Annotated in this window: 18 protein-coding genes and 1 pseudogene; 13 read left to right on the top strand and 6 right to left on the bottom strand. The window is 70.8% G+C overall.

All coding sequences use genetic code 11. The features are described 5' to 3' along the window. Nucleotides 1-68: 68 nt before the first annotated feature. Together ACFCV8_RS25565 and ACFCV8_RS25560 are read right to left on the bottom strand one after the other, a co-directional pair. Complete coding sequence (locus tag ACFCV8_RS25565) at nucleotides 69-404, bottom strand: hypothetical protein (protein WP_376687777.1); 336 nt, start codon at nucleotides 402-404, stop codon at nucleotides 69-71. Between the two features lie 482 nt (nucleotides 405-886). Next, on the bottom strand, nucleotides 887-1,894 hold the full coding sequence (locus ACFCV8_RS25560) for a methyltransferase (RefSeq protein WP_376687776.1): 1,008 nt from the start codon (nucleotides 1,892-1,894) through the stop codon (nucleotides 887-889). 491 nt (nucleotides 1,895-2,385) lie between these two features. On the opposite strand from ACFCV8_RS25560, the gene ACFCV8_RS25555 reads away from it, so the two are divergent. The 4 genes from ACFCV8_RS25555 (at nucleotide 2,386) to ACFCV8_RS25540 (ending at nucleotide 5,849) form a co-directional block, all read left to right on the top strand. After that, entirely contained in the window at nucleotides 2,386-3,063 is a 678-nt protein-coding gene (locus tag ACFCV8_RS25555; protein ID WP_376687775.1) for a class I SAM-dependent methyltransferase, read from the top strand. 234 nt (nucleotides 3,064-3,297) lie between these two features. After that, a complete protein-coding gene (locus ACFCV8_RS25550; RefSeq protein ID WP_376687774.1) occupies nucleotides 3,298-4,131 on the top strand; it encodes a PIG-L family deacetylase in 834 nt (277 codons plus the stop codon). Between the two features lie 371 nt (nucleotides 4,132-4,502). Beyond that, complete coding sequence (locus tag ACFCV8_RS25545) at nucleotides 4,503-5,525, top strand: phosphotransferase family protein (RefSeq protein ID WP_376687773.1); 1,023 nt, start codon at nucleotides 4,503-4,505, stop codon at nucleotides 5,523-5,525. Nucleotides 5,526-5,537: 12 nt separating this feature from the next. Next, the gene (locus ACFCV8_RS25540; protein WP_376687772.1) at nucleotides 5,538-5,849 is read left to right on the top strand and encodes a hypothetical protein; all 312 of its coding nucleotides are present in this window, start codon (nucleotides 5,538-5,540) and stop codon (nucleotides 5,847-5,849) included. A 119-nt stretch (nucleotides 5,850-5,968) separates the two neighbouring features. Here the strand turns inward: ACFCV8_RS25540 and ACFCV8_RS25535 are convergent, their stop codons facing one another. From ACFCV8_RS25535 to ACFCV8_RS25525, 3 genes are all read right to left on the bottom strand, one after another. Next, nucleotides 5,969-8,398 carry an endonuclease/exonuclease/phosphatase family protein gene (locus ACFCV8_RS25535; protein ID WP_376687771.1) on the bottom strand — a complete coding sequence of 810 codons (2,430 nt, stop codon included), beginning with the start codon at nucleotides 8,396-8,398 and terminating at the stop codon, nucleotides 5,969-5,971. A gap of 455 nt (nucleotides 8,399-8,853) precedes the next feature. After that, a complete protein-coding gene (locus tag ACFCV8_RS25530; protein ID WP_376687770.1) occupies nucleotides 8,854-9,723 on the bottom strand; it encodes an alkaline phosphatase family protein in 870 nt (289 codons plus the stop codon). Between the two features lie 66 nt (nucleotides 9,724-9,789). Then, nucleotides 9,790-11,916, bottom strand: coding sequence for an alpha-galactosidase (locus ACFCV8_RS25525; protein WP_376687769.1), 2,127 nt, complete (start codon nucleotides 11,914-11,916; stop codon nucleotides 9,790-9,792). 176 nt (nucleotides 11,917-12,092) lie between these two features. On the opposite strand from ACFCV8_RS25525, the gene ACFCV8_RS25520 reads away from it, so the two are divergent. The 8 genes from ACFCV8_RS25520 (at nucleotide 12,093) to ACFCV8_RS25485 (ending at nucleotide 22,746) form a co-directional block, all read left to right on the top strand. After that, on the top strand, nucleotides 12,093-13,295 hold the full coding sequence (locus tag ACFCV8_RS25520; protein ID WP_376687768.1) for an ROK family protein: 1,203 nt from the start codon (nucleotides 12,093-12,095) through the stop codon (nucleotides 13,293-13,295). A 138-nt stretch (nucleotides 13,296-13,433) separates the two neighbouring features. Next, nucleotides 13,434-14,711, top strand: a complete 1,278-nt coding sequence (locus ACFCV8_RS25515) for an ABC transporter substrate-binding protein (RefSeq protein WP_376687767.1) — start codon at nucleotides 13,434-13,436, stop codon at nucleotides 14,709-14,711. A gap of 5 nt (nucleotides 14,712-14,716) precedes the next feature. Further along, entirely contained in the window at nucleotides 14,717-15,721 is a 1,005-nt protein-coding gene (locus tag ACFCV8_RS25510) for a carbohydrate ABC transporter permease (RefSeq protein ID WP_376687766.1), read from the top strand. Between the two features lie 7 nt (nucleotides 15,722-15,728). Then, the gene (locus tag ACFCV8_RS25505; RefSeq protein WP_376687765.1) at nucleotides 15,729-16,571 is read left to right on the top strand and encodes a carbohydrate ABC transporter permease; all 843 of its coding nucleotides are present in this window, start codon (nucleotides 15,729-15,731) and stop codon (nucleotides 16,569-16,571) included. Nucleotides 16,572-16,637: 66 nt separating this feature from the next. Beyond that, nucleotides 16,638-18,590 (top strand): glycoside hydrolase family 5 protein, encoded by a 1,953-nt coding sequence (locus tag ACFCV8_RS25500; protein ID WP_376687764.1) that lies wholly within the window; start codon nucleotides 16,638-16,640, stop codon nucleotides 18,588-18,590. Nucleotides 18,591-18,628: 38 nt separating this feature from the next. Beyond that, entirely contained in the window at nucleotides 18,629-20,383 is a 1,755-nt protein-coding gene (locus ACFCV8_RS25495; protein WP_376687763.1) for a beta-galactosidase family protein, read from the top strand. 407 nt (nucleotides 20,384-20,790) lie between these two features. Then, nucleotides 20,791-21,450, top strand: coding sequence for an HAD family hydrolase (locus ACFCV8_RS25490; protein WP_376687762.1), 660 nt, complete (start codon nucleotides 20,791-20,793; stop codon nucleotides 21,448-21,450). Between the two features lie 468 nt (nucleotides 21,451-21,918). After that, the gene (locus tag ACFCV8_RS25485) at nucleotides 21,919-22,746 is read left to right on the top strand and encodes a DUF3626 domain-containing protein (protein WP_376687778.1); all 828 of its coding nucleotides are present in this window, start codon (nucleotides 21,919-21,921) and stop codon (nucleotides 22,744-22,746) included. A gap of 570 nt (nucleotides 22,747-23,316) precedes the next feature. Here the strand turns inward: ACFCV8_RS25485 and ACFCV8_RS25480 are convergent. After that, a pseudogene (locus tag ACFCV8_RS25480) lies at nucleotides 23,317-23,607 on the bottom strand (transposase family protein); the annotation flags it as partial. Between the two features lie 92 nt (nucleotides 23,608-23,699). On the opposite strand from ACFCV8_RS25480, the gene ACFCV8_RS25475 reads away from it, so the two are divergent. Next, nucleotides 23,700-23,900 (top strand): hypothetical protein, encoded by a 201-nt coding sequence (locus ACFCV8_RS25475; RefSeq protein WP_376687761.1) that lies wholly within the window; start codon nucleotides 23,700-23,702, stop codon nucleotides 23,898-23,900. Nucleotides 23,901-24,035: the final 135 nt, after the last annotated feature.

Genomic DNA, 24,035 nt, shown 5'->3' with positions numbered 1-24,035 from the left:
GAATCACGGGCCGGCCCGGCTGTCTCACTTCGCGTGCTCGGTGGCGCTCACCGTTCCGGATCGGACGGCTAATCGATGCGGTCCACCCAGACGCTCGCGACGTAGCCCGCCCCCCACGGGTTGGAGGCGACCGAAACCTGGCCCACCGGAGCCCAGTTGCCGAGGATGATGCGTTGCGGAAGTCTGGGGTCGAGCGGGTTGAGCACGGCGTGAATCCGGTGCTGACCGGTGCCGCTGGTGCAGAGGCTGGAGACGCTGCTGCCTCCGGAGGAGGTGGTGCAGTCGCCGGGCGCCGCCTGGGCGACAGGCGTCGTGGCCAGCAACATGCCCGCGGTGACCGCCGCGACGGCCATGGCGCCGGCGACAGCGCGCTTCCTGGAACTGGCAGGGGGCTTGGTGAACATGGGAACTCCTTCGTCCGATGACGACGCGTGATGGGAGGAGGCGCATGTGCGGATGGATCATGGAGCGGAACGAACCGGCTTCGATGGGCGGATCCCATGGGGTGCCACGGACGCCGCGGATGCCGAAACGCGACAAATGATGAGAAAGCAAGTGATTACCTGCTTGGTCGCAAGGTGAATCCTGCCCAGCTGTACGGCTTACGGCAAGGGCTTCGCCAGATCTGGTTCAGACCAATTGCTGATCCGTCCAGTGAGTGAGACACGAGCAGATGCCCCGGTCGGCGCGCCAATGCCCGCTCCGCACCGGCGCGTTGACCGTCGACGGGCAGGGGCGTGAACGGCCGGGGGAGGGCCAGGGGCCACCCGGAACGACACCGCACCGCCACCCGCTGGAAGCCTCGCCCGGCCCAAACCTGCCGACTACGCCGCCAACGCGGTCCGGTGGCCCCGTCGCCAGGCATTACGCGGAAGCGATCGGGGTCCTACTCGGCGTTCACCGCCTCGACCACGGAGAGCACGGTCGGCGTTGGCACGATGCGCCGCAGGTGCAGCCCGGCCTCCTTGAAGAGCTGTGTGAAGTCCTCCTCCGTACGCTCCCTTCCGGTGAGGGAGGCCATCATCATCAGATCCACGGTCTTGGACTGATGGGGCTCGTTGCCGGGCGGTACGACGGCGTCGACGACGAGGACGCGGCCGCCGGGTGTCATGGCCCGTCGGCAGTTACGCAGGATCGTGGCCGACTGCTCGTCGTTCCAGTCGTGAAGAATGCGCTTGAGGAGGTAGAGGTCTCCTGACGGGACCGAGGAGAAGAAGTCGCCCTCCGACAGTGACCAGCGGTCGGTGATGTCCTCGTGGCCGAGCCGGTGGCCGGTCAGGACGTGTGCCTGGTCGTGGAGGATGCCGCGCAGGCCGGGGCGTTGGCGCAGCACCTCGAGGAGCAGGCCGCCATGGCCGCCGCCGACATCGACGACGGTGCCGGTGGGCGGGAATTCGTAGGCCTTGGCGATGGGCTCGTTCTCGGGGTCCGACATGGCGGCCATGCCGACGTGGAAGACGGCGGCGGTTTCCGCGTCGCGCGCGAAGTGGTCGAAGAACGGTGTCCCGAAGATTTCGGTGAACGCCGGGCCTCCCTCGGTCAGACAGCGGTGCATCTCTCCGGCCGGACGCCACATGGTGGGGTCGGTCAGCATGAGGACCGCGGCGCGGGCCGAGTGCGGGGCGTCCGAGCGCAGGGCCTGGCCGGTGGCGGTCAGCCGGAAACGTCCCGCGCCCGTCTCCTCGACCACCCCGCGCGTGGCGAGCAGCCGCAGGACCCGACCGAGGTTACGGGCGTCGGTGCCGGTCGCCTCGGCCAGCCGCTCGAGGCTCTCGTCACCGTCCGTCATGTGGTCGGCCACCCGCACGGCGGCCGCGGCGCGCAGCGCCGCGGGAAAGAGGAACCCCAGGCTCTCTTCGATCAGCCGGGCCGCGGACTGCCGTTCCGTGTTCATGATGTGTCACCTTCTCTTGGCGGGACTTCTCTTGCCGGCGTTCTTCGGAACCCGTCCCCACGTCGGCAGCATGGTGAGCGACCGCTCGCCGGGCAAGGGCGCCGGGTGCCGTGATGGCCTGCTTGCCGCTTCCGGTGGATCGGGCGCCGGAGGCGGGTCCGGTCAGGGCCAGGATGGCGCACGCGCCGAAGCGGGGGCCGCTCACGGCGGGGAGTCCCCGGACCGGGCGAACGGTGTCGGCGGGCCGGCGGGCTTGGGATTCCGCTGGTCCCGGCGCGTCTTCCTGGGTGCGGTGGGGCCCGGAAGGCTCCGGCCGTCTTCACCCGGACGTGGGTCCGCGTGCTGCCGGAGGTGGCTGTGACCGGCCGCACCCGGGTATCCGTGGGAGAAGCTGACCCAAGGGCGGAAACAGCCTCCTCGGACGAAGGGCCGGTCACGGGCCCGGGCGAAATGTGGTCGCGCTCCTGACGGGCGCGCCATAGCGTGCGTGCGTGGACACCGGAGAGCCGAAGGAATTGGTCCGGCGCGGGTATGACGCGCTCTCGGAGCACTACGAGCGGGCGTTCGGCAGCGAGACGAAGTACGGTTCATGGATCGAGGAATTGCTCGGCCGGCTTCCGGAAGCAGGCAGTGTCCTGGACATCGGGTGCGGCAACGGTGTTCCGGTAGCGCGGTCCCTGGTGGCGGCGGGGCATCGTGTGACGGGTGTCGACATCAGCGAGGTCCAGATCCGCAGGGCCCGAGAGCTCGTGCCGGGCGCCGACCTCATCCGGGCTGATGCCACGGCATCGGAGTTCCCCCGGGAGAGCTTCGACGCGGTCGTCTGCCTGTACACCTTGATCCATGTCCCGCTGGAGGAACAGCCGGCCCTGCTGGAGCGGATTGCTTCCTGGCTGCGGCCCGGCGGTTGGCTGCTCAGCACCACTGGACATCGTGCCTGGACCGGGACGGACGAGAACTGGCTCGGCGGTGGGGCCGCGATGTGGTGGAGTCACGCCGACGGCGAAACCAACCGTTCCTGGCTGGTGCGGGCCGGTCTTGAAGTGGTCCACGAGGAGTTCGTGCCCGAGGGGGACAACGGCCACGTCCTCTTCTGGGCCCGACGCCCTCCGGAACGACACCGGAAGGCCGAAGGAGGCGGGCAGCGGCACCACCCTTCGACGGGGTGAGTCTCTGGCCGATGACCACGGCGGAGAGCCGACACGCCGGATACGCGGACCAATCGGCCGAGCCGGGAACAGCGGGGCCGGTCGGCGCGGTTGCACCGGTTGAGGGAGCGGCGCCGTACCGGTGGGCTGCACGGGGACTGCACGGGCCATCCGGCCCGCCAGGATCAGGACCCAGGACCGCAGCACGCCGCCGCGCACTCGGACCGAGACATATCTCTGCAGGAGGAACGATTCATGACGGACCGACCGTTGACACTCATGGCCGTGCACGCCCACCCCGACGACGAGGCAACGGGAACCGGAGGCGTCCTCGCGCGGTATGCCGCGGAAGGCATCCGCACGGTTCTTGTGACGTGTACCGACGGCGGCTGCGGTGACGGGGCGGGGGGCGTCAAGCCGGGCGAGCCCGGGCATGATCCAGTGGCCGTTGCCTCGATGCGCCGCCAGGAGCTCGAGGCGAGTTGCGAGGTCCTCGAGGTCAGTCATCTGGAGCTGCTGGACTATGCCGACTCCGGGATGGTCGGCTGGCCGAGCAATGAGGCTCCCGGATCCTTCTGGCAGACCCCCGTGGAGGAAGGCGCCGCCCGACTCGCGGAGCTCATGCGGCACTACCGGCCCGATGTGGTCGTCACGTACGACGAGAACGGCTTCTACGGCCACCCCGACCACATTCAGGCGCACCGCATCACGATGGCGGCGCTGGAGATGACCTCGTTGACGCCGAAGGTGTACTGGACGGCGATGCCTCGCTCGGCGATGCAGCGGTTCGGGGAGCTCATGCGCGAGTTCGGCGGGGACATGCCGGAGCCGGATCCTGCCGAGGCCGCCGAGATCGCCGAGATCGGCCTGCCCGACGACGAGATCACCACGTGGGTGGACACCACCGCGTTCAGCGGCCAGAAATTCGATGCGCTGGCCGCGCACGCCAGTCAGGGCGAGAACATCTTCTTCCTCAAGATGGGCAAGGAGCGGTTCGGCGAGCTGATGGGCATGGAGACCTTCGTGCGTGTCAAGGACGCCACCGGCGCGGCCGTACCCGAGAACGATCTCTTCTCCGGACTGCGCTGATCCGCTGTGTGCCGTCCGGCACAGCACGGGGCTTGCGACCGTGACCGGGCCGCCCACGAAGGATCGAATGCCGTAACGAGGGATCCATGAGCGGCGGCAACTCGACGTGACAGCAGTACTGTTCACGAGTGCGAGGTGCGTGGAGCCGCTTTCGTTCAGGCCTCCTCTCATGTCGCGCGCAGCAGTGGCCATGACCGCGTACGAGGCTCGGGCCGCTGCTGCGCCGGACCCGCAGCTCCAAGTGCCGTGAGGTCGCCGTCCGGGGCCGACGGATCCTGTTTCCCACCACCGGAGCCGTTCGCCCGAGCGCTACGGCTGCCTCGCCCGACGGCACGACCACGATGGTTCGTCCCTGCTGAGGAGGAGCGAGATTGAGCACGTCGTACGAGAAGACGGTTGCGGCGGCCGAGGCCGTCCTGAGGGGGGCCGGGGTCCCGGGAGCGGCGACGGCCCGGTACGCGCCGTTGTCCGGCGGGACGTACAACACGGTCGTTCGGGTCGCGCTGGACCAGGGCCGTGACTGGGTGCTCAAGATCCCCCCTCGTGCGGAGGCGGGCCTGGCCTACGAGCGGGCGCTGCTGACCGGCGAGGTCGCCTTCTACGAGTCCGCCGCGACGGCCGCGGACACCGATGTCGTGCCCAGGGTCGTCCACAGCGGGACCGGAGTCGACACGGTCACCGGGCCCTACCTGATCATGACGGCGCGCCCCGGGGTCCCTTGGCACGAGGCAGCGGATTCCCTGGAGGAGAACGAACGGCTCCGACTGCGGGAGGAGTTGGGGCGTCTGGTGGCGCGCCTCCACGCGGTCACCGGGCCGGGATTCGGCTACCCGGGGCAGCCGTTGGGGCCCTTGGCGTCCACCTGGCGGGAGGCGTTCACCGCGATGGCCGGCGCCGTACTGGACGACGCGGAGCAGTATGCGGCATGGCTGCCACGCCCCATCGCCGAGATCAGGGAGACACTCGCCGCCGCGTCGAACGTACTGGACGATGTCACACGGCCCGCGCTGGTCCACTTCGACCTGTGGCAGGGCAATCTGCTGCTCGCCGGGCCGCCCGGTGGCCGTCGGCTCAGCGGCCTGATCGACGGCGAGCGGATGTTCTGGGGTGACCCGGTGGCCGACTTCGTCTCGCCGGCGCTCTTCGCCGACATGGAGGACGACAAGGCCTTCCTGTCCGGCTACGCGAGTGCCGGCGGAGAGGTCGCGTTCGACGGATCGGTGCGCCTGCGACTCGCGCTCTACCGGGTCTACCTCTACCTGATCATGCTGGTGGAGGTGGAGCCCCGCCAGGCCGGGGCGACCGGCCGGGCGTGGGCGCGGAGCAACGTGGGCCCCCAACTCGTCTCGGCGCTGTCGGACGTGGAATCGGGGCTTCGTGGTGGCCGCCGGTGATGTGGTGGCTCCATGCGGCCCGAGCTTCGTGCGGCCAGGAACCACATCGAGGTGTGGCGCGACGGAGTGCGGCCGCCGGGACCGGAACGGATCAGGTTCCGGATGGTGCTGCGTGGTTCGCTGCCGCCGTTCCTCGTCCGGGCCGGCGGCGCGTCCTTCGTGTACTTCGCCCACGACCCGGTGGCGATGCCGGCCCTCGGCGGGCCTTTCGCACGGTCGCCGGTCGTCGGGTTCGCATTGCGCCGCAGGGCGGGGTACTCGGTCCGTTGCAGCGCCTGCGGTGTTCCGGGCGGAGTGCTCGGCAAGTCCATGGCCGGGTTCTGAAGCGCGTCGACCGTGCACGCCGCCTCCGTACCCGAGGTGGACACACCCGGAACAACGTGCTCCCCCCCGCCCGGTCGGGACCGGACGGGGGGAGGAGGAAGCGCGGCCGACGGGCCGGGTCAGGGCTTGACGCGGACCACCTGCGGGTCGTGGTCGGAGGCCTGGGTGGCGAACTCGCTGTTGATGTGGACGACGTCGTAGCGGGTCTGCTGCGGCTTGAACGCGGGGCTGACCAGGATGTGGTCGAGCACCTGTGAGTTGCCCTGGTAGACGTACGAGTACCGCTCGGACGCGGGCAGCTCGTTCACCAGGTCGCGCAGAACGCCGTCCTTGGTGAGGGTCCGGAGCGCGGGCGAGAACTGGTAGTCGTTGAAGTCGCCGAGGGAGACCACCCGGGCTCCGGGGTCGGCGGCCAGGAGCTTCGCGACGAAGGCCTGCTCGACCTCGGCCTGCTTGGCCCGCTGCACCTCGGAGCTGCGCGTCGGGGCCTGGAAGCGGCTGTCCAGGCCCTGGTCCCCGCCCTTGCTGTTGAAGTGGTTGGCGATCACGAAGACCGGCTTGTTGTGGAACTTGAACTGACCGACCAGCGGCTTGCGGCTGCTGTTCCAGGCCTCGTCGGTCGGGTCGATCCGGCCCGGGGAGGCCGTCAGCGAGGTGCGCTTGCCCGTGCCGGTCACGTCGACGGCGGTGGTGGAGCCGCCGCCGGGTATGTCGGTGAAGGAGACGCGCTCGGGGTTGAACAGGAACACCTGGCGGATGTTGCCGCCGGGCTCCCCGCCGTCCTTGCCGTTCACCGGGTCGACGGAACGCCAGTCGTAGGCGGGGCCGCCGGCCGCCTTGATCGCCTCGACGAACTTGGCGACGGTGGCGCCGGCCGTGACCGTGCCGTCGTTGACCGGGCCGTTGTCGTCCTGGACCTCTTCCAGGGCCAGGATGTCGGGCGAGCGCAGGTTGTCGACGACGCCGGCCGCCAGCTCGGCGAACTTCGCGTCCGGGTCGCCGGGGTCGAGGTTCTCGACGTTGTACGTGCCGATCGTCAGCTCGCTGGGCAGCCCGGACCGGGTGACCTCCCGCTCGAGGCCGCCCGACCGGACGGCGCCGAGCCGGGTGGCCTGCACCGCGTACCCACCGAAGTTGGTGTAGTCCAGCGGGCCCCCGGTGGCGCCGGTGAGCCGGTCGCCGACATCGGCGACCGGGAAGTCGGCGGCCGCGCCCAGCGACTGGACCATCAGCCGGCCGGAGTTCTGCCGGTCGTAGCCGAGGTAGACGGAACCGCCGCGGGACGAACGCGGGTCCTGCTCACGGGCGTTCACCCACAGCTCGTGGTACGAGTTGCTGGCCTGCGTCACCGGAACGTCGCGGACCTCGACGTTCATGCCCTCCAGCGACTCGTACAGGTCGAGCGCGTAGGTCCGGGGCCGCAGCGGCAGGGACTCGATCGAGCCGCCCGCCGCGTCCGGGGCGTACGCCGCCGGGATGGCTGAGCCGTCCAGTACCACCGGGGCAGGCACCGGGTTGTCCGAGGAGACCACGGTGATCTTGGGGTTCGACAGTTCGGTGAGGGACTGGGAGCCGCCCGAACTGTTCGGGTAGTACTCGGTCACCTTGGCCGTGACCAGGACCGAGTCGCCGGCCTTGACGGCCGGTCCGGTGCCGCCGGTGTAGACGAAGACGCCCTCGCTGGTGGCCGGGTTGGCGTCCGGGTTCGGGTCCTGGATCCAGAAGCCCTTGGTGCCGTACGTACGGACCCCGGTGACGATGCCGGGGACACCCTCGACGGTCTTGCCGGCCATCGGCGAGACGCGGGTGGTGCCCTGGATGTCGTGGACCCGCACCGTGCCGGGCTCGGTCGGGCCGGTGCCGCCTCCGGAGCCGTCTCCGGGGACGGTCTCGCCCTTGCTGTTGAGCGGGGTGGGCCCGCCGGCCTGGAAGTCGGCGGCGTTGTCGTCGGTGTCGGCGAGGGACGCGGCGCGGGCCACCGAGGCGCTGTTGGAGGCACCGGGGGCGGCGCCGGAGCCTTCGTGGACCACGGCAGTGCCGAAGCCCACCAGGTCGACGATGCGCGGGTCGGCGGCGCAGTCGGCGGCGGTCTTGCAGGTCAGCGGGTCGGTGCCGTTGACGAGCGCGATGGTGCCCGTGGTGGCGGACAGGGCCAGGCTGCCCGAGGCGTCTGCGGTCGGCAGGTCCACGGTGCCGCCCGTGCCCGCAGCCTCGGCGACCAGATAGCGGGCGCCGGCGGCGACCGTGCCGCTCAGTGGCGTGACCCCCCACTTGCTGCCGGCGCCGGGGCTGCCCGGCAGGTACTGCACGCTGTGGCCGGTCAGGCCGAACGCGGCCCCGGACGGATTGGCGAGCTCGATGAAGTCGTTCTTCAGCGTCGCTCCGGAGTTGCCGCCACCGCCGTACACCTCGGCGATGACCACGCCCGTGGACGGGGCGGCGACCGCGCCGGGCAGCGGGACGAGCACCAGCGACGCGGTGACCGCGGCGGGCAAAGTGGCGCGCAGCAGCGTGCGGCGGGAGCGGCGGGCAGGGAGGGGACTGGGCACCGTTGCGGCACTCCTTCATGGCAGGACACAGCCCGGTCGCCGCAATGGCGCCAGGGTCGGTGAGGGATCGTCGAACTGGTGGCGGGGGACGCCCGAGGGCGTCTCGCACAGATCCAGAAGCTGAAGATACGCGCGTAGAACGTGACGTAACAAGGCTTCGGACATGAACTTCTCGTCACCACGCCTTCCAGTCCGGCCGCTGTTGCCGCAGGTCGGGCCGGGCCGCGCACGGGGAGTCGGGCCACCGTCACGCCGGGTGCGGAGCGCACCGGGCCGCCGGGCGGTCGGCTCGGTGCGCCACTCGCTCCGTGGGACCGTCAGTCACCCCGTCGATGCGGAGAACGGAGGAATCCTGCCGCCGCCGGCCCTCCTCGAAAGCATGCGCCGTAGCGCGCTCCGTGGCCGCGGGCGGGCAGGGGCGGTGGTCACGGGAGTCCTCCGGCCGGGCGCCCGGGTCACGCGCCGATGGCGGCGGATGTGAACGGACTGCCGTCCAGGGTCCAGTGGGAGTCTGGGACGATCCCGAGCGCGGCGTAGACCTGGGCGGCGACGTCGCAGTGGCGGAGGCCCGACGGAGCCGCCCCCGCGGGCAGGCCCGGACCGGACGCGGCGATCCAGGCCGTGCGTTCCTGTGGGCTGCGCCCTCCGTGCCCGCCTTCGTCACGGTGGCCGTGGTCCGTCACCACGATGACCGTCCATTGTTCCGCGGCGTGGCCGGGGCGGCGGCGCACGGCTTCGAGGACGCGGCCGAGCCGCCGGTCCGCCGCCTCGATCGAACGCCGGTACTCCTGGCCGCAGCCGAGGAAGTGGGCGGTCTCGTCGACAGCGCCCAGATAGACGAAACCGGCATGGAGCTCTTCGTCCAGACCGAGAAGGTGCTCCGCCTCGGCGGTCACCCGGTCGTCCACCTCCTCCCACCCCTCGGGGGTGTCCGCGCGGGGGGCGACATAGGCGAGCCGGGTGGGGGAGACGAAGAGCGGGCCGCCCTGCCTCGCGAGGAAGAGCGGCTCCCATCCGCCGACGGCGAAGGTCCGTAGTCCGCAGTCGGCGGCGAGGCGGGTCGTGAAGTCGGGGAAGACGTCCAGGCGGTTGCCGTCGAGGCGGTTGGCCCACACCCCGTGCTTGGCGACGCCGACCCCGGTGGCGACGGTGGTCCAGCAGGGGCCGGACATGGTCGGTGTCGCGGAGTCCACCTCGACTGGGGCCAGAAAGCCCGTGCGGGCCACCTCGTCGAGGTGAGGGGTGTCGAGTTCGGGCAGCAGATCGAGGCGTACGCCGTCGATGCCGATCACCAGTACGCGAGCGGTGTTCCGGGTGTTTTCCACAGGATCGGTCCAGATTTTTCGTGAGCGGGCATCGGGCAGGGCAACGGGGGATGCGGGGTGCGGCGTTCAGGGGCCGACGCGGCTGAGCCGGATCAGGCTGCTGGCGTGGTCACCGGCGGGAAGTCGCGGGTCGATGCCCCGGTGGATCAGGAAGGCGCCGTCGTACACGCGATCCAGGTCCGGGTCCAGGTACCGCGCCCCCGGGTCGAGGGCGGGCAGCTTGACCGGGGCGGGCGGGTGCCCGAAGCGGGTTGTGGGCCGCCACACGAGGAGCGCGTGCTCGCTGTCGTCCGGCGCCGCGTAGTGGACCGCGGACACGGGGCCGTCGAGGGCGACACGATGCTGGTGACCGCGCTGCACCAGGGGACGGATCCGCTTGTACTCGCTGACGAGCGCCGCGGCCTCCGCCAGCTCCGCATCGGACCAGGCCGTCAGGTCCCCGCCGAGGCCCAGCGCGCCGGCCATGGCCACGTGGAAGCGGAAGCGCAGCGGCGTGCGGCGGCCGGTGGTGGTGTTGGGGCTGTCGGTTACCCATGCGGCCATGGCCTGGGCGGGGAAGAGCTGACTGAACCCGTGCTGGATGCCGATCCGGTCGACCGGATCGGTGTTGTCCGAGGTCCACGCCTGGTCGGTACGGGCGAGGACGCCGAGGTCGACCCGTCCGCCGCCGCCCGCGCACGCCTCGATGCGCAGTCCGGGGTGGGCGTCGCGCAACCGGTCCATGATCCGGTGGACGGCCCGGGTGTGGTCGATCCACAGGCGGTCGGGGTCGGGGTGACCGGCCCAGCCGGCCTCGGTGAAGGCCCGGTTGGCGTCCCACTTGAGCCAGTCGACACCGTGGTCGCGCACCAGGCGGCCGAGGGTCTCCCGGGCCCACGCCTCGACCTCGGGCCGGGCGAAGTTCAGTACCAGCTGGTTGCGGAGTTCCGTGGCGTCGAGCCGGGGGGAGTGGACGACCCAGTCGGGGTGGGCGCGGTACAGCTCGCTGTCGCGGTTGACCATTTCCGGTTCCACCCACAGTCCGAACTCCATGCCGAGGCGGTGCACCTCGTCGGCGAGCGGACGCAGCCCACGGGGGAACGCCTCGGAGCGGGGCGTCCAGTCGCCGAGCGCGGACCGGTCGTCGCGGCGGGTCCCGAACCAGCCGTCGTCCAGTACGAAGAGTTCGGCACCCACCCGCGCGGCCAGGTGCGCCAGCCGTATCTGACCGGCCTCATGGACCTCGAAGCCGGTGGCCTCCCACGAGTTGTAGAGCACCGGCCGGTCCCGGTCCGGTTCCGGCAGCACGTACCGGCGCACGTAGTGGTGCCAGGCGCGACTTGCCGCGCCGAAGCCGTGCCGGGTGTACAGGCCGGCGTACACCGGCGTACGAAGGCTCTCGCCCGGACGCAGGGTCCAGGTCAGCCCTTCGTGGCCGAAGCCCCCGGTCCAGATGGTGCGGCCGACCGGGTCGCGGTGGACCGTGACACGCCAGCTCCCGCTCCAGGCCAGTGCGGTGCTCCACACCTCGCCCCGCTCCTCGGTCGCGGTGCCGTCGTCGAGGGCCAGCCACGGGGAGGCGTGATGCCCCGTCAGTCCCCGGCGGCTCGTCAGCACGGTCTCGGCGACGGGAAGCCGGTCGCGCCGCAGCTGGAACTCGCTGTTCCAGCCGCCGACCAGATGGCTGAGCCGGTAGTCGGCGAGCGGCGGAGCGGTCCAGGAGGCCGAGTCGAGCCGGTCGACGGCGATCGGACCGGCCGGATCGTCCGCGGTGCCGGTGTGGGTCAGTTCCGTCCAGCGCTCGATGACGTCGGTGTCGGACCGTACGCGGTAGCACAGCTCCGCCCGCAACGGACGGTGCCGGTCCTCCAGGCACAGCCGCAGTTCACCGTCGTCGACGCGGTGACCCGCGAAACGCCACTGCGCGCCGCGGGTGCCGTCGGCGAAACGGACCTGGAGGCCGGCGGGCCCGAAACGAGCCCCGGTCTGCGGCGCGAGCTCGTCGGCGGCGGCGTCCGCCTCGAAGCTGCTCGCTGCCGGGGACAGCGGTTGCGGCACCGGAGCCGGGTCGGCGACGCCGAGCGGGGCACCCCAATGGACGTGCCGGGGGCTGCCGTCGGCGCCGACGCGGAGTGCGTACACGCTGTTCGGCGTGCGCAGGACCGCGAGGCCCGGATCGGGATCGAAGGTGATGAGCGGGAACGTGGCGGGCACGGATGCATCCCCTGACGTGCGGAGAGAAGCGGGTTCGGGCCCGGGGCGGCACGGCGGGAGAACGGCCCGTGCCGAGTGCGGCCCCGGGTCCGAGGACAGGGCGGCCCGAGCGTAGGACGAGCTCAACTCCTAAATCAATACTGGAAGAAGTTATTTATTTCCTCTACGTTGCACCCGTGCTTCGACAACACTCCCAGCCTCTGGTCAGTGCACCCGCCGAGACCGCTGTCCTCGCCCTGCTCCTCGCGGAGGGACCGCTCAGCAGGGTGGAACTGGCGCGGCGGACGGGGCTCTCCTCGACGGCCGTCACCAAGGCGGCCCGGCCGCTCATCAACGACGGCTATCTCTACGAACTCCCGCCGGAGCGCACCGCTCCCGGTGCCGGACGGCCGGTCAACCCCCTCGCGGTCGATCCCGACCGGGAGTACTTCGTCGGGCTGAAGATCAGTGCCGACCAGCTCTTCGGCGCCGTCTGCGATCTGCGGGCCGGCATCCGGGCCACCGCCTGCCGGCCACTCGACGTGCGTACCCCCGAACTCGCCCCCGAGACGGCCGCCGCGCTCGTCGCCGAACTGGTCGACGGACTTCTCGACGAGGACCCGGTGTTCCGGGAACGTACGCGCCATCTGGGCGTGGCCGTCAACGGCGACGTGGACCGGGAGAGCGGCAGACTCCGTCATTCCGGCCTCCTCGGCTGGCGCGACGTACCGCTCGGCGAACTGCTCGCCGCCACCACCGGGCTGACGGTCACCGTCGAGAACGACGTCAGGGCCCTGACCGTCGCCGAGCACTGGTTCGGAGAAGGCATCGGCACCGGCTACTTCGCACTGGTCACCATCGGCGCGGGCATCGGCTCCGCCCTCGTCGTCAACGGACACCTGCTCAGAGGCGCCCATGGGGTCGCGGGCGAGGTCGGGCACATCTGCGTCGACCCTTCGGGGCCGCGCTGCCGCTGCGGCGCGCGCGGCTGTGTCGAGGCGATCGCCTCGACGGACGCGATCCTCGCGGAGGTCCGCCGGTCCGCGGTGAACCCGCGCCTCACCTTCGACGAGGTCGTGGGCATGGCCCGCGAAGGCCGCCCCGCGGCCCGTGACGCCTTCGCCCGCGCCGGGCAGGCCATCGGGGTCGGCATCGCCGCGCTGGTCAACCTGGTCGGTCCGGAGCGCGTGGTGGTCAGCGGCGAAGGAGCCGACACCTATGACCTGTTCGGCCGCCACATCCAGGTCGCCTATGCCGCACACGCCTTCGGAGCGGCGTCCCGCTGTCCGCTGCTGCTGCGCCCGCTCCCCTGGGAGGAGTGGGCCCGAGGCGGTGCGGCCGTGGCCGTCCAGGCGCTCTTCCCGCAGCCCGCCGCGACTTCCACGATCGGCTTCGGCTGACCGCCGCGACAACCGCCGCCCCCACAGCCACCACGTACGACTCCCTGACCGCGCCCTCCTCTGCCGGCAAGCACTGACGAAGGCGCCCGCCAGGGAGCACATCCGCCCCGTACACACCCTCACACAAGGAAATGCGACATGAGCGCACGCAGATTCGAGCTTAGCCGACGCGGATTCCTCACGGGATCGCTGCTCGTCACCGCCGGAACGGTCCTCACGACCGCCTGCAGCACCGACCCCGGCGGCTCCTCCTCGGCCGGAACCACCCTCAACGTCTGGTACCACGCCTACGGCGAGGCCGGTGCCCAGCAGGCCGCGCTCCGGTACGCCAAGGAGTTCACCAAGGCCAACCCGGACATAGCCGTCAAGGTGACGTGGGTCCCCGGCGACTACTCGGGCAAGGTGAACGCCACCCTGCTCACCGACGCGGCCCCCGATGTCTTCGAGATCGGCGACTTCAGCGAGAGCCTCGCCCGCCGGGGCCAGATCGCCGCACTCGACGACGTGTACGGCAGCACCAGGAGCGACTTCAACACCAACGCCGTCGAGTCCGTCACCGTCGACGGCAAGCTCTACGGCGTCAAGATGGTCGACGACGTCATGATGCTCTACTACCGCAAGAGCGCCCTGTCGAAAGCCGGGATCACCCCTCCCGCGAACTTCGACGAACTGGTCGCCGCAGCGAAGGCCCTGTCCACGAAGAAGAGCAAGGGCCTGTTCCTCGGCAACGACGGAGTCGGCGACTCCGCGATCCTCTCCGTCTGGTCCAACGGCGGCGATCTCGTCACCCCCGACGGAAAGGTGGCCTTCGGCTCGGACCGTGCGCTCGAAGCACTGAAGGGCCTGAAGCGCCTGCACGACGACAAGTCGCTGCTGCTCGGCTTCCCCACCGACTGGTGGGACCCCTCCGCCCTCACCCAGGGCGTCGTCCCGATGCAGTGGAGCGGTCTGTGGGCGATGCCCGCCGTCTCCACCGCGCTCGGCGACGACTTCGGTGTGCTGCCCTGGCCCGCGTACGGGACCGGAGGCACTCCGGCCGTACGGGTCGGCGGCTGGACCAGCTGCGTCAACGCCAAGGGCCGCAACGCGGCCGCGGCCAAGAAGTTCGTCCAGTGGCTGTGGGTCCGGCAGTCCGACCTCCAGAAGGACTTCGCCGAGAGCTACGGACTCCATGTCCCGCCGCGCACCTCCGTCGCGGCGACCGCGAAGAAGCTGTCCTCGGGCCCCGCCAAGGAGGTCGTGGGACTGGCCGCGAAGTACGGGAAGCACAACCCGGGCACCTGGGACACCGCGGTGAGCAGCGCGTTCAACGGCGCCGCGGCCAAGATCGTCGGCGGGCAGGGCGACCCGGCCGCCCTCCTGGCCGACGCGGTGAAGAAGGCGCAGCGCGAGATCGACAAGCAGCTCGGCCGGTGAATCCGATGATTCCGGCGACCGACACCACGCCGGTGCCCGCCCGGGCCCGGCGGTCCACCACCACCCCGCGGGGGGCCGCCGGCACCGGCGCCCCCCGCACCGGCCGACGCCGGGTGGGCCGGTCCGGATGGTTCGCGTTCGTGCTGCTGACCGCGCCGACACTGATCGGACTCGGCGTCTTCAAGTACGTCGCGATCGGCTGGAGCTTCCTGCTCAGCTTCAGCGACGCGCGCGGCACCATCGCCCTCGGCCACTGGGTCGGGCTCGACAACTACCGGACCCTCCTGGCCGATCACGCATTCCGCGGCTCGCTGCTCCAGATCCTGCTGTTCACCGCCTTCATCGTGCCCGTCACCTTCGCCGCGTCCTTCGGACTGGCGCTGCTGGTGCACCGCGTACGGCGCGGCCGGGCGCTGCTGCGCACCACCTTCCTCGTACCGGCGGCCGTCTCGTACGTCGCGGCGTCACTGTTGTGGAAGATGTGCCTGTTCAACGGCCTGCCCACGGGCATCGCCAATGTGATCGGCGGCTGGTTCGGAGCGGAACCCGTGGCCTGGCTGCAGACCACCTCACCACCGCTCTACTGGATCGTCCTCGTCACCCTGCGCCTCTGGCTCCAGGTCGGCTTCTACATGGTGCTCTTCCTCGCCGGGCTCCAGGCCATCCCCAGGGAACTCTACGAAGCTGCCGCGCTCGACGGCGCCACCGGCCGACGGCTGCTGACCGGAATCACCCTGCCCATGCTGCGCAACACCTCGGTCGCCGTGCTGATGCTGCTGTTCATCGCCGCCTTCCAGGCCTTCGACGAGTTCTACAACCTGTTCAACAGCGGGCTCTCCGGCACCGGCGCCGCCCCCGTACAGACACCGCTCATCCACCTCTACAACACCGCCATGGGCAGTCAGAACTACGGACTGGGCTCCGCCGGAGCCTTCGTTCTCACCGCCCTCATCGTCGGAGTGACCCTGATCCAGGGACGGGTCACCGGATTCGGCAAGAGCGGGGAGTGAGAAGCACATGACCACCTCGCCCGCCTTCAGAGCCACGCGCACCCTCGCCCGCGGCCTGCTCGTCGGCCTCCTCACCGCGGCTTTCCTGGCCCCCTTCTACCTGATGCTCCGCAACTCCCTCATGGACGCGCAGGGCCTCACGGCGCCGGAGTGGACGTGGTGGCCCTCGACGATGCACTTCGAGAACTTCACCGACCTGTTCGGCGATCCCGCCGTCTCTATGGGACCGGCCCTCGGCAACTCGCTGCTGATCGCCGCCGTCACCGCCCCGGTCTCCACCCTGCTGGCCTCCGCCGCCGGCTACGCCCTCGCCCGGATTCCCGTTCCGGGGCGCGGGGTGGTGCTCGGCCTGGTGGTCGCGACCCTGATGATCCCCGGTTCGGTCACCTTCGTGCCGACCTTCGTCGTCGTCGGCTCCATGGGCGGCGTCAACACCCTGTGGGGCATCATCGCGCCCGGACTGTTCAACCCGTTCGCGGTCCTGCTGTTCCGCAACTTCTATCTCCAGTTCCCGAGCGAGATCGAGGACGCCGGACGCATGGACGGCCTGGGCTGGCTCGGCATCTACCGCCGGATCGCCCTGCCGAGCTCCGGGTCGATGATCGCCTCGCTGGGGGCGCTGTCCTTCATCGAGAGCTGGAACTCCTTCCTGTGGCCACTGGTCATCGGCCAGGACCCCTCCGCCTGGACCGCGCAGATCGCCCTGTCCACCTTCCTCACCTCACAGACCATCAACCTGCCCGGACTCTTCGCCGGCGCCGTCGTCACCATCACCCCCCTGGTCGTCATGTTCCTCGTCGCCCAGCGTCACATCGTCGAAGGCATCGCCACCAGCGGCCTCAAGGGCTGAACCACCGCACCATCCCGCATCACGCGACAGGCAGGCACCATCCCCCCACCCGCAAGGAGCTTCTCCGTGACACCTCGCATCACTCCGCTCCGACGCGCGACCGCGGCTCTCGCCGCTTCGTCCGCGCTCCTCCTCTGTTCCTTCGTCCCCACCGCCGCCGCGGCCGACCCGGTGACGTCGGCGGCGACACCGGCGTCACCCACTGTCCTCACCGGCGCCCAGCTCGCCGCCTCATGGACCGGACCGCTGTCCACCCGGGACCGGTACGTCGTCGACGCCGACGGCGACCGGTTCAAACTCAAGTCCGGCAACTGGGCGGGCGCCCAGGGGACTTGGAGCGGCAGTGGCGACGTCGGCGACGTGGCCAACCACCAGGCGCGGCAGATGTCGCACAACATCCCGCTCGGCCTCGACCGGAAGCCGATCGCCCAGATCCTGTCCGACTTCCACACCCTGGGCCTGAACAGCATCCGGCTCCCGTTCGCCAACGCGCTCATCCACGACACGAGCACCGTTCCCGACTCGGCCGTCACCGCCAACCCGCAGCTCAAGGGGAAGACCCCGCTCCAGGTCCTCGACGCCGTCGTCGCGGCCCTGACCGCGGACGGCTTCGCCGTCATCCTCAACAACCACACCACCAGCTACCGGTTCTGCTGCGGACTGGACGGCAACGAGCGCTGGAACAGCGGCCAGTCGACCCAGCAGTGGGTCGACGACTGGGTGTTCCTCGCCAAGCGCTACCGCAACGACAAGCGGGTCGTCGGAGCCGACCTGCGCAACGAGGTCCGCCGCGACACCTGGGACGACCCCAACTGGGGCTGGGGGGACGACCACGACCTCAACAAGGCCCTGGAAGAGGCGGGCAACAAGATCCTCCAGGCCAACCCGGACATGCTCGTCGTCATGGAAGGCATCAACTGGCAGGGCATCCCGACCGACGTGACCCCGCACGGCCGTCCGACCCTCACCCCGGTCGCCACCCTCTCCAACACCCTGATCCGCTCCGACAAACTCGTCTACGCGGCCCACTTCTACGGCTACACCGGCCCCAACCACACCGGCGCCACCGGAACCGGCGAGACCCACGACCCGCGCTACGAGGAACTCACCCCCGCGCAGCTCGCCCAGGTCGTCGACGACCAGGCCCTGTTCGTCACCCGGTCCGGCCAGCACTTCACCGCACCCGTGTGGATCAGCGAGTTCGGGGCCGCCGGCCGCGGCGAACCCGATGCCAGGGAACGCGCCTGGTTCGCCAATTTCACCGACATCCTGGTGAAGAACGACACCGACTTCGCCATCTGGCCCCTGGTCGGCTGGACCGACGCGAACGGCACCCCGCAGGACAACTGGGCCATGGTCAACTACAGCGCCGACGGAACCCGGCTCGGCGTCATGGACACCGGCGACTGGCGCGCCACCGAATGGAACAAGCTGGTCAACGCCCCGGGCCGGACCGGTCCGATCGCCCCCGCACCCCGCTGGAACATGCTGAACCTGGACTACGCCGACTACAACGTCTCCGCCACCAAGCTGGCCCAACCCGACTGGTCCGTCGGCAACCGCAAGGGCAACTGCCCCGACAGCCAGCGGCTCACCGGCCTCGGCCGCGGCAACAGCCGGGGCCTGTGCACCGACGCCGGACAGCCGGCGAAGGGCAGCGGCGCCTGGACCGCCGTCACCGACGAACGGTACGTCACCGGCGGCGACTGGGCGAGCGGCTACAACAAGCTCCAGTGCCCCGCCAACACCTTCGCGGTCGGCTACAGCGTGAACAGGAACGCCATGTCGGCCCTCCTGTGCGCCCCGGCCGCCGCCTCCCTGCCCACCAACGGCCGCGCGGTCTGGTTCGACAGCGGTGACAACCGCCCCGCCACCGGCGGATCGACCGGCAGCGACTGGGCGCCGGGCCACTACAAGGGCCAGTGCGCCGACAACGAGTACCTCGCGGGTGTCGCCTACACCTGGAAGTGGAACCACGGCGGAGTCCCCGACGCCCTGCTGTGCCGCCCGCTGGGCTGAACCGAACAGATCCGTACCCTCTGAGGAGCACCACAGCCATGCCCCTGCTGGAGATCGCCGATGACGGTTTCCGTCTCGACGCCCGACCGTTCCGGATCATCTCCGGAGCCCTGCACTACTTCCGAGTCCATCCCGAGCAGTGGGCCGACCGACTCCGCAAGGCGCGACTGCTGGGCCTCAACACGGTCGAGACCTACGTCCCGTGGAACCTGCACGCCCCGCACCGCGGGGAGTTCCGCCTCGACGGAGGTCTCGACCTGCCCCGGTTCCTCGACGCCGCGGCCGCCGAAGGACTGCATGTCCTGCTCCGGCCCGGCCCGTACATCTGCGCGGAATGGGAGGGCGGAGGTCTGCCCTCCTGGCTGCTCGCCGAGGAGGGGATCGTCCTGCGCAGCGGCGACCCCCGCTTCCTGTGGGCGGTCGACACCTACTTCGAATCCCTGCTGACCCCGCTCCGGCCCTACCTGGGAAGCAACGGCGGGCCGATCCTCGCCCTCCAGGTCGAGAACGAGTACGGCGCCCACGGCGACGACACCGCCTACCTCGCCGAACTCACTGCCATGCTGCGCCGCCACGGTGTGGACGTACCCCTGTTCACCTGCGACCAGCCCGCCGACCTCGCACGCGGCAGCCTCGACGGGGTCCTGCCGACCGCCAGCTTCGGCAGCCGTGTCACCGCCGGACTCGCCGCCCTGCGCGAGCTGCGGCCGCACGGCCCGCTGATGTGCACGGAGTTCTGGATCGGCTGGTTCGACCGCTGGGGCGGCATCCACACCCGCCGCGACCCGGCCGACGCCGCCGCCGACCTCGACCGGCTGCTCTCCGCGGGCGCCTCCGTCAACATCTACATGTTCCACGGCGGAACCAACTTCGGCTTCACCAATGGCGCCAACGACAAGGGCACGTACCGCCCCACCGTCACCTCCTACGACTACGACGCCCTCCTCGACGAAGCGGGTGACCCCACTCCCAAGTACGAGGCCTTCCGCGAGGTCATCGCCCGACACGCCCCCGTCCCCGTGGAACCGCTGCCTCCCGCGGCCCCCAAGGCCGCCTTCGGCCCGGTGGAACTCACCCGCACCGCCGGGCTGCTGGAGCAGGCCGACACGCTCGGCACCCCGGTGACCGCAGACCGGCCGCTGACCATGGAGGAACTGGGCCAGCCCTTCGGATTCGTCCTCCACGAGACCGAACTGCCCGCACCCGGCCCGGCCGTCCTGCATGTCGAGCAGGTCCACGACCGTGCCCAGGTCTTCGTCGACGGTCAGCCGGTCGGAGTCCTGGAACGCGAGAACCACGAGCACACCCTCGCCTTCACCGTGCCGCGCCCCGGAGCCCGGCTCGCCGTACTCGTGGAGAACCAGGGCCGCGTCAACTACGGGCCCGGGCTCCATGACCGCAAGGGCCTCCTCGGCCGTACGACGGTCAACGGCCGCCCGCCCGCGGCTTGGCGCAGCCGTGCCCTGCCCCTCGACCGCCCCAGCGCCTTCGCCCATGGGCCCGCGGGTCCGGCCCACCACCCGGTGGGCCCCGCGTTCCACCACGGCGTCCTCACCGTGGACGAGCCGGCCGACACCTTCCTCCACCTCGACGGATGGACCAAGGGCGTCGCCTGGATCAACGGCTTCCCCCTGGGCCGCTACTGGTCCCGAGGCCCCCAGCGCAGCCTGTACGTTCCCGGGCCGGTCCTCAGGCCCGGACCCAACGAGGTCACCGTCCTCGAACTCCACGCCACCGCCACCCGCCGCGTCCACCTGCGTGACACACCCGACCTCGGGCCCACCGAGCAGTGACCGACGGACTCGTCCACGGCCCGGACGGAGCAGTGGCCGAGGCTCACCGCACGCGATGCCCGGATCCACCGGCGCCCCGGCGACCGGACGAGAGGAGTTCCCCACTACGCCGAGGCCGCCGCCAACCCTGCCGCCCGCTTCTCCGGCGAGCCGCACCACACGGCGACCCGGGCCACCGCAACCGTCCTCCGCTCACCGCTGAGGGACCCGCCTCCCCGGCCCGCGTCCCCTCCCCGGCCGCCGGCCGGGGAACACGCCGGCTGAGCCACGGCCTCGTCACCGGCTCCGACACCGCCGACGCGAGGCGGGCGGGACACGCGCCTTCCACCTGCCCGCGCACCCTGTCCAGGGGGCGGCAGGAGGCGCCCCCGGCCCGGTCCACCCGAGCACACATCCTGGGAGCCTTCGTGCACAACGAATTGCAGGCAGTCCTCTTCGACATGGACGGCACACTCGTCGACACCGAGCGCCTCTGGAGACAGGCGGTCGAGGAGGAGTCCGCGGACCTCGGCCTCACCCTCACAGCGGCGGACCTTCCACACGTCATCGGCCGAGCGATCGAGGACACCGCCGCCCATCTAGCCTCCCGCACGGCCGGCCGATCCCGGCCGTCGCGGCTGGCCGCCTCCCTGGAACGCCGCTTCACACACCTCGTACGAGGTGAGGTGGTCCCGCTCCCGGGAGCCGAGGCGCTCCTGGCGGAGCTCCGCACGGCGGGCGTGCCCACGGCCCTGGTCTCGGCCTCGCCCCGGCCCGTCGTGGACACCGTCCTCACCACCCTCGGGCGCCACTGCTTCACCACGACCGTCGCCGCCGGCGAAACCACCCGCACCAAGCCCTTCCCCGACCCCTACCAAGCGGCTCTCACCGCGCTGGGCGCCACACCGACCGCCTGCGTGGCCGTCGAGGACAGCCCGACGGGCATCGCCTCCGCGGAGGCCGCCCGGTGCACGGTCCTCGCCGTTCCCTCTCTCACCCCCGTCAGGCCTTCCCCGCACCGGACAGTGGTCCGCAGCCTGCTGGACGTGGACGTCGCCCTGCTCCGACGCCTGGCCGCGGGGCGCTGAGCGGGCAGCAGGCGGGACGCCCGGCTTCGTCCGGCCGGGTCGAACTCCGGCAGCGCCGATCGGCCCGGCGCACCTGCCGGACCTGCGGCGGCGTCTGCAACGACATCACGGTCGAGCCGCGTCATCTCGGTCGAGCCGCGTCCCGGCTCGCGCGGGTGCGTTCGACTCGCCGTAGCGCGATGCCACCGGCGCAGTCGGGCCGTGGGCCGGGCTCGTGCGACGACGGCCAGGATCGTGTCCTGCGCCGGAGGAGAGCCGCTCCTCGGTGGGCGTGCAGGATGCTCCTGAGTGGCCGCCACGATCGGCGGCCGATCCATGCTCCGTCACGCTGGAACCGGCTGCCGGCACACAATCCACGTGCGTCGGCCGACCGGGGTGGGCAACACTGTGCTGATGAGCTCCGCACCCATTCAGACAGCGCAGGAACGGGCCCTTCGGCATGTCTCGGAAGTGGCGTCGGGCCCTCCGATGGACCCGGCGCTGCGGGTGACGCTCAACTTCCACCCGGACCGTCTGCTGCACGGAAAGCCGATCCTGGACGCCATGGCCGAGGGGGGCGTCTACCACTCGCAGTTCGTCACCGGGACGAGTAACGGCGGCCTGACCGCCCATCCGGGCGGCGACCGATGGAGTTGGGAGAGCCGGATCTTCGGCGGAGCGTACGACGAAGCGACCGCGCACGAGCGGCCCGTGTACGGGGCGCTGAACTTCCGTCGCAAGCCGGCCGGCGGGGCGCCGCGGTTCGGGTCGGCCCACTTCCGGCTGACTGCCGGGACACTGGCGCGGAGCACGTTCTGCTACCCGGACAGTTTCCTCGAACCATCGGATTTCGGTGTTGCGGCCCGCATGGGGCTCGTCGAGCTTGCCCTCGCCGATCGTCAGGACGAGCCGGACGACTACATCGAGGCACAGGTGCACGGACCGGTCACGCTCCAGCGCCACGCGGAGGCGCTGGTCCTGGACCCCTGCTTCCGGGACACGACGGTCGAGGACGCGGCACTACGTCTTGGCTGCCCGGTGGAGTGGCACCCCGGCTTCCGGCTCGGGGTCGACGAACTCCGGCGTCACCCCGGCTACCGCGGCCAGGAGTACGTCGACCTGGCCGAGCGGATCGCGACCGATGGCATGCTCGACCCCCGGATCGTCGGAGACGCTGCACGTGCCGGTCGCCATGACCCCCAGGCGATCAAGAAGGTGTGGCACTACCTGGCGCGCTTCGGGGCGCCCCGCGGGACCACGGACAGACCGGTGCCCCCGTCACCGATGGAGGGGGCCGTGCACGACGGCCTTCGTTGAGGAGCCGGTGTCGCAGGAGCTCCACCCGTCCGTGCCGGGTTCTCCCACAGCGAAGCGGAGCTGGCCTGGCCGACGGCCTGGGCATCGCCACGTCCGCCGGGGAGGGAGCCCGTCCGGACCCCCGGCCCGGCGCCTGCTCGCCACCTGCCGTGACCGGACGGAGATGCTCGCGGACCCGAAGAATCGCCCCCGGCGAACCAGTTCGAGCGACGCGTGTTCGCCGACGTGGCTCGGCCGCTGCGCAACGGACGGCGGACGAAAGTGGCTTCGGAAGCAGGAACGGCAGTCTCGGGCCATGCCCGAGACCTCGGTGACACGCTTCTACGACGGACTGGCAGATGACTACCACCTGATCTATCCGGACTGGGATGCGAGCGTCCGTCGGCAGGGCGAAGCCCTGATCGGCCCGGATCGGGCGGCAGTCCTCGACTGTTCCTGCGGCGTCGGAACGCAGGCCATCGGCCTGGCGCTGCCCGGACACCACGTCATCAGGACCGACCTCAGCCCCCGCGCCGCAGCCCGCGCTGCCCATGAGGCCGCCCGCCGTGGCCTGTGCCTGCGTACGGCCGTCTTGCGGGGCTGGAGAGCGAGCAGCGGCCCGAGGTGGTCGATGATCCGGTCCGCCGCTGACTTCGACACTCCGAACAACGGGGCGAGCTGTCGCATGGTCAGGTTCGTGCGCCAGTACGCTGCGACCAGCAGTGCCCGGTCATCGAGAGGAAGGCTCCACGGCCGGCCCTTGCGGACCATGTCCGCACCTCCACGCCGCAGCACCATCACCAGCTTTCCGAAGGCGCGCGGGCTGTGCCCGGTGAACGGGGTTACCCAGGACGGCTCCGATGCCGTGATCACACCAGCCACACCAAGATCATCTCACCTGTGACCGGTCTCCCCAGGCGACTGAAGTCATCCCTCACCGGTCCGTGTCACGATCAAGTCGTACGCTCCCCACCATGACGATTGATGTCCTTGCCGAAGACCTCCAGCCCGACGATCTCCTCGAGTTCTCGACCAAGCGCGGCACCCAGATCCTCCAGTTGACTCTCGTGGAGCGGCGCACCAACGGCATCAAGTTCATGGGGCGTAACCACGAGGGGCAGCTCTACTCCAGCGGCATGAAGTACGGCCAGCTGGCGCGGTGCGTCCGGCCATAGGCTGTCCCGTCAGGCCGCCGGTAGCAGTTACGGGACAGCCCTTAGAGGTCCTAACAGAAGCTGTTGGTCATGTGACTGTCGGTTCGGTTGCTCGTTGGTCCGTTCGTGGCGAAGAGGAACTCCCGGCCGTGGGTC

Origin of the sequence: Streptomyces sp. NPDC056347 (assembly GCF_042262625.1) — a bacterium.
Lineage (GTDB): Bacteria > Actinomycetota > Actinomycetes > Streptomycetales > Streptomycetaceae > Streptomyces.
This window is presented reverse-complemented; position numbering and strand designations above follow the sequence as displayed.

Excerpts from the sequence above, each read along its gene's own strand:
- ACFCV8_RS25515 (WP_376687767.1), top strand. The coding sequence starts at position 13,434 with ATGAGCGCACGCAGATTCGAGCTTAGCCGACGCGGATTCCTCACGGGA.
- ACFCV8_RS25505 (WP_376687765.1), top strand. The coding sequence starts at position 15,729 with ATGACCACCTCGCCCGCCTTCAGAGCCACGCGCACCCTCGCCCGCGGC.
- ACFCV8_RS25510 (WP_376687766.1), top strand. The coding sequence starts at position 14,717 with ATGATTCCGGCGACCGACACCACGCCGGTGCCCGCCCGGGCCCGGCGG.
- ACFCV8_RS25550 (WP_376687774.1), top strand. The coding sequence starts at position 3,298 with ATGACGGACCGACCGTTGACACTCATGGCCGTGCACGCCCACCCCGAC.
- ACFCV8_RS25565 (WP_376687777.1), bottom strand. The coding sequence starts at position 404 with ATGTTCACCAAGCCCCCTGCCAGTTCCAGGAAGCGCGCTGTCGCCGGC.
- ACFCV8_RS25560 (WP_376687776.1), bottom strand. The coding sequence starts at position 1,894 with ATGAACACGGAACGGCAGTCCGCGGCCCGGCTGATCGAAGAGAGCCTG.
- ACFCV8_RS25540 (WP_376687772.1), top strand. The coding sequence starts at position 5,538 with ATGCGGCCCGAGCTTCGTGCGGCCAGGAACCACATCGAGGTGTGGCGC.
- ACFCV8_RS25495 (WP_376687763.1), top strand. The coding sequence starts at position 18,629 with ATGCCCCTGCTGGAGATCGCCGATGACGGTTTCCGTCTCGACGCCCGA.
- ACFCV8_RS25485 (WP_376687778.1), top strand. The coding sequence starts at position 21,919 with ATGGACCCGGCGCTGCGGGTGACGCTCAACTTCCACCCGGACCGTCTG.
- ACFCV8_RS25475 (WP_376687761.1), top strand. The coding sequence starts at position 23,700 with ATGACGATTGATGTCCTTGCCGAAGACCTCCAGCCCGACGATCTCCTC.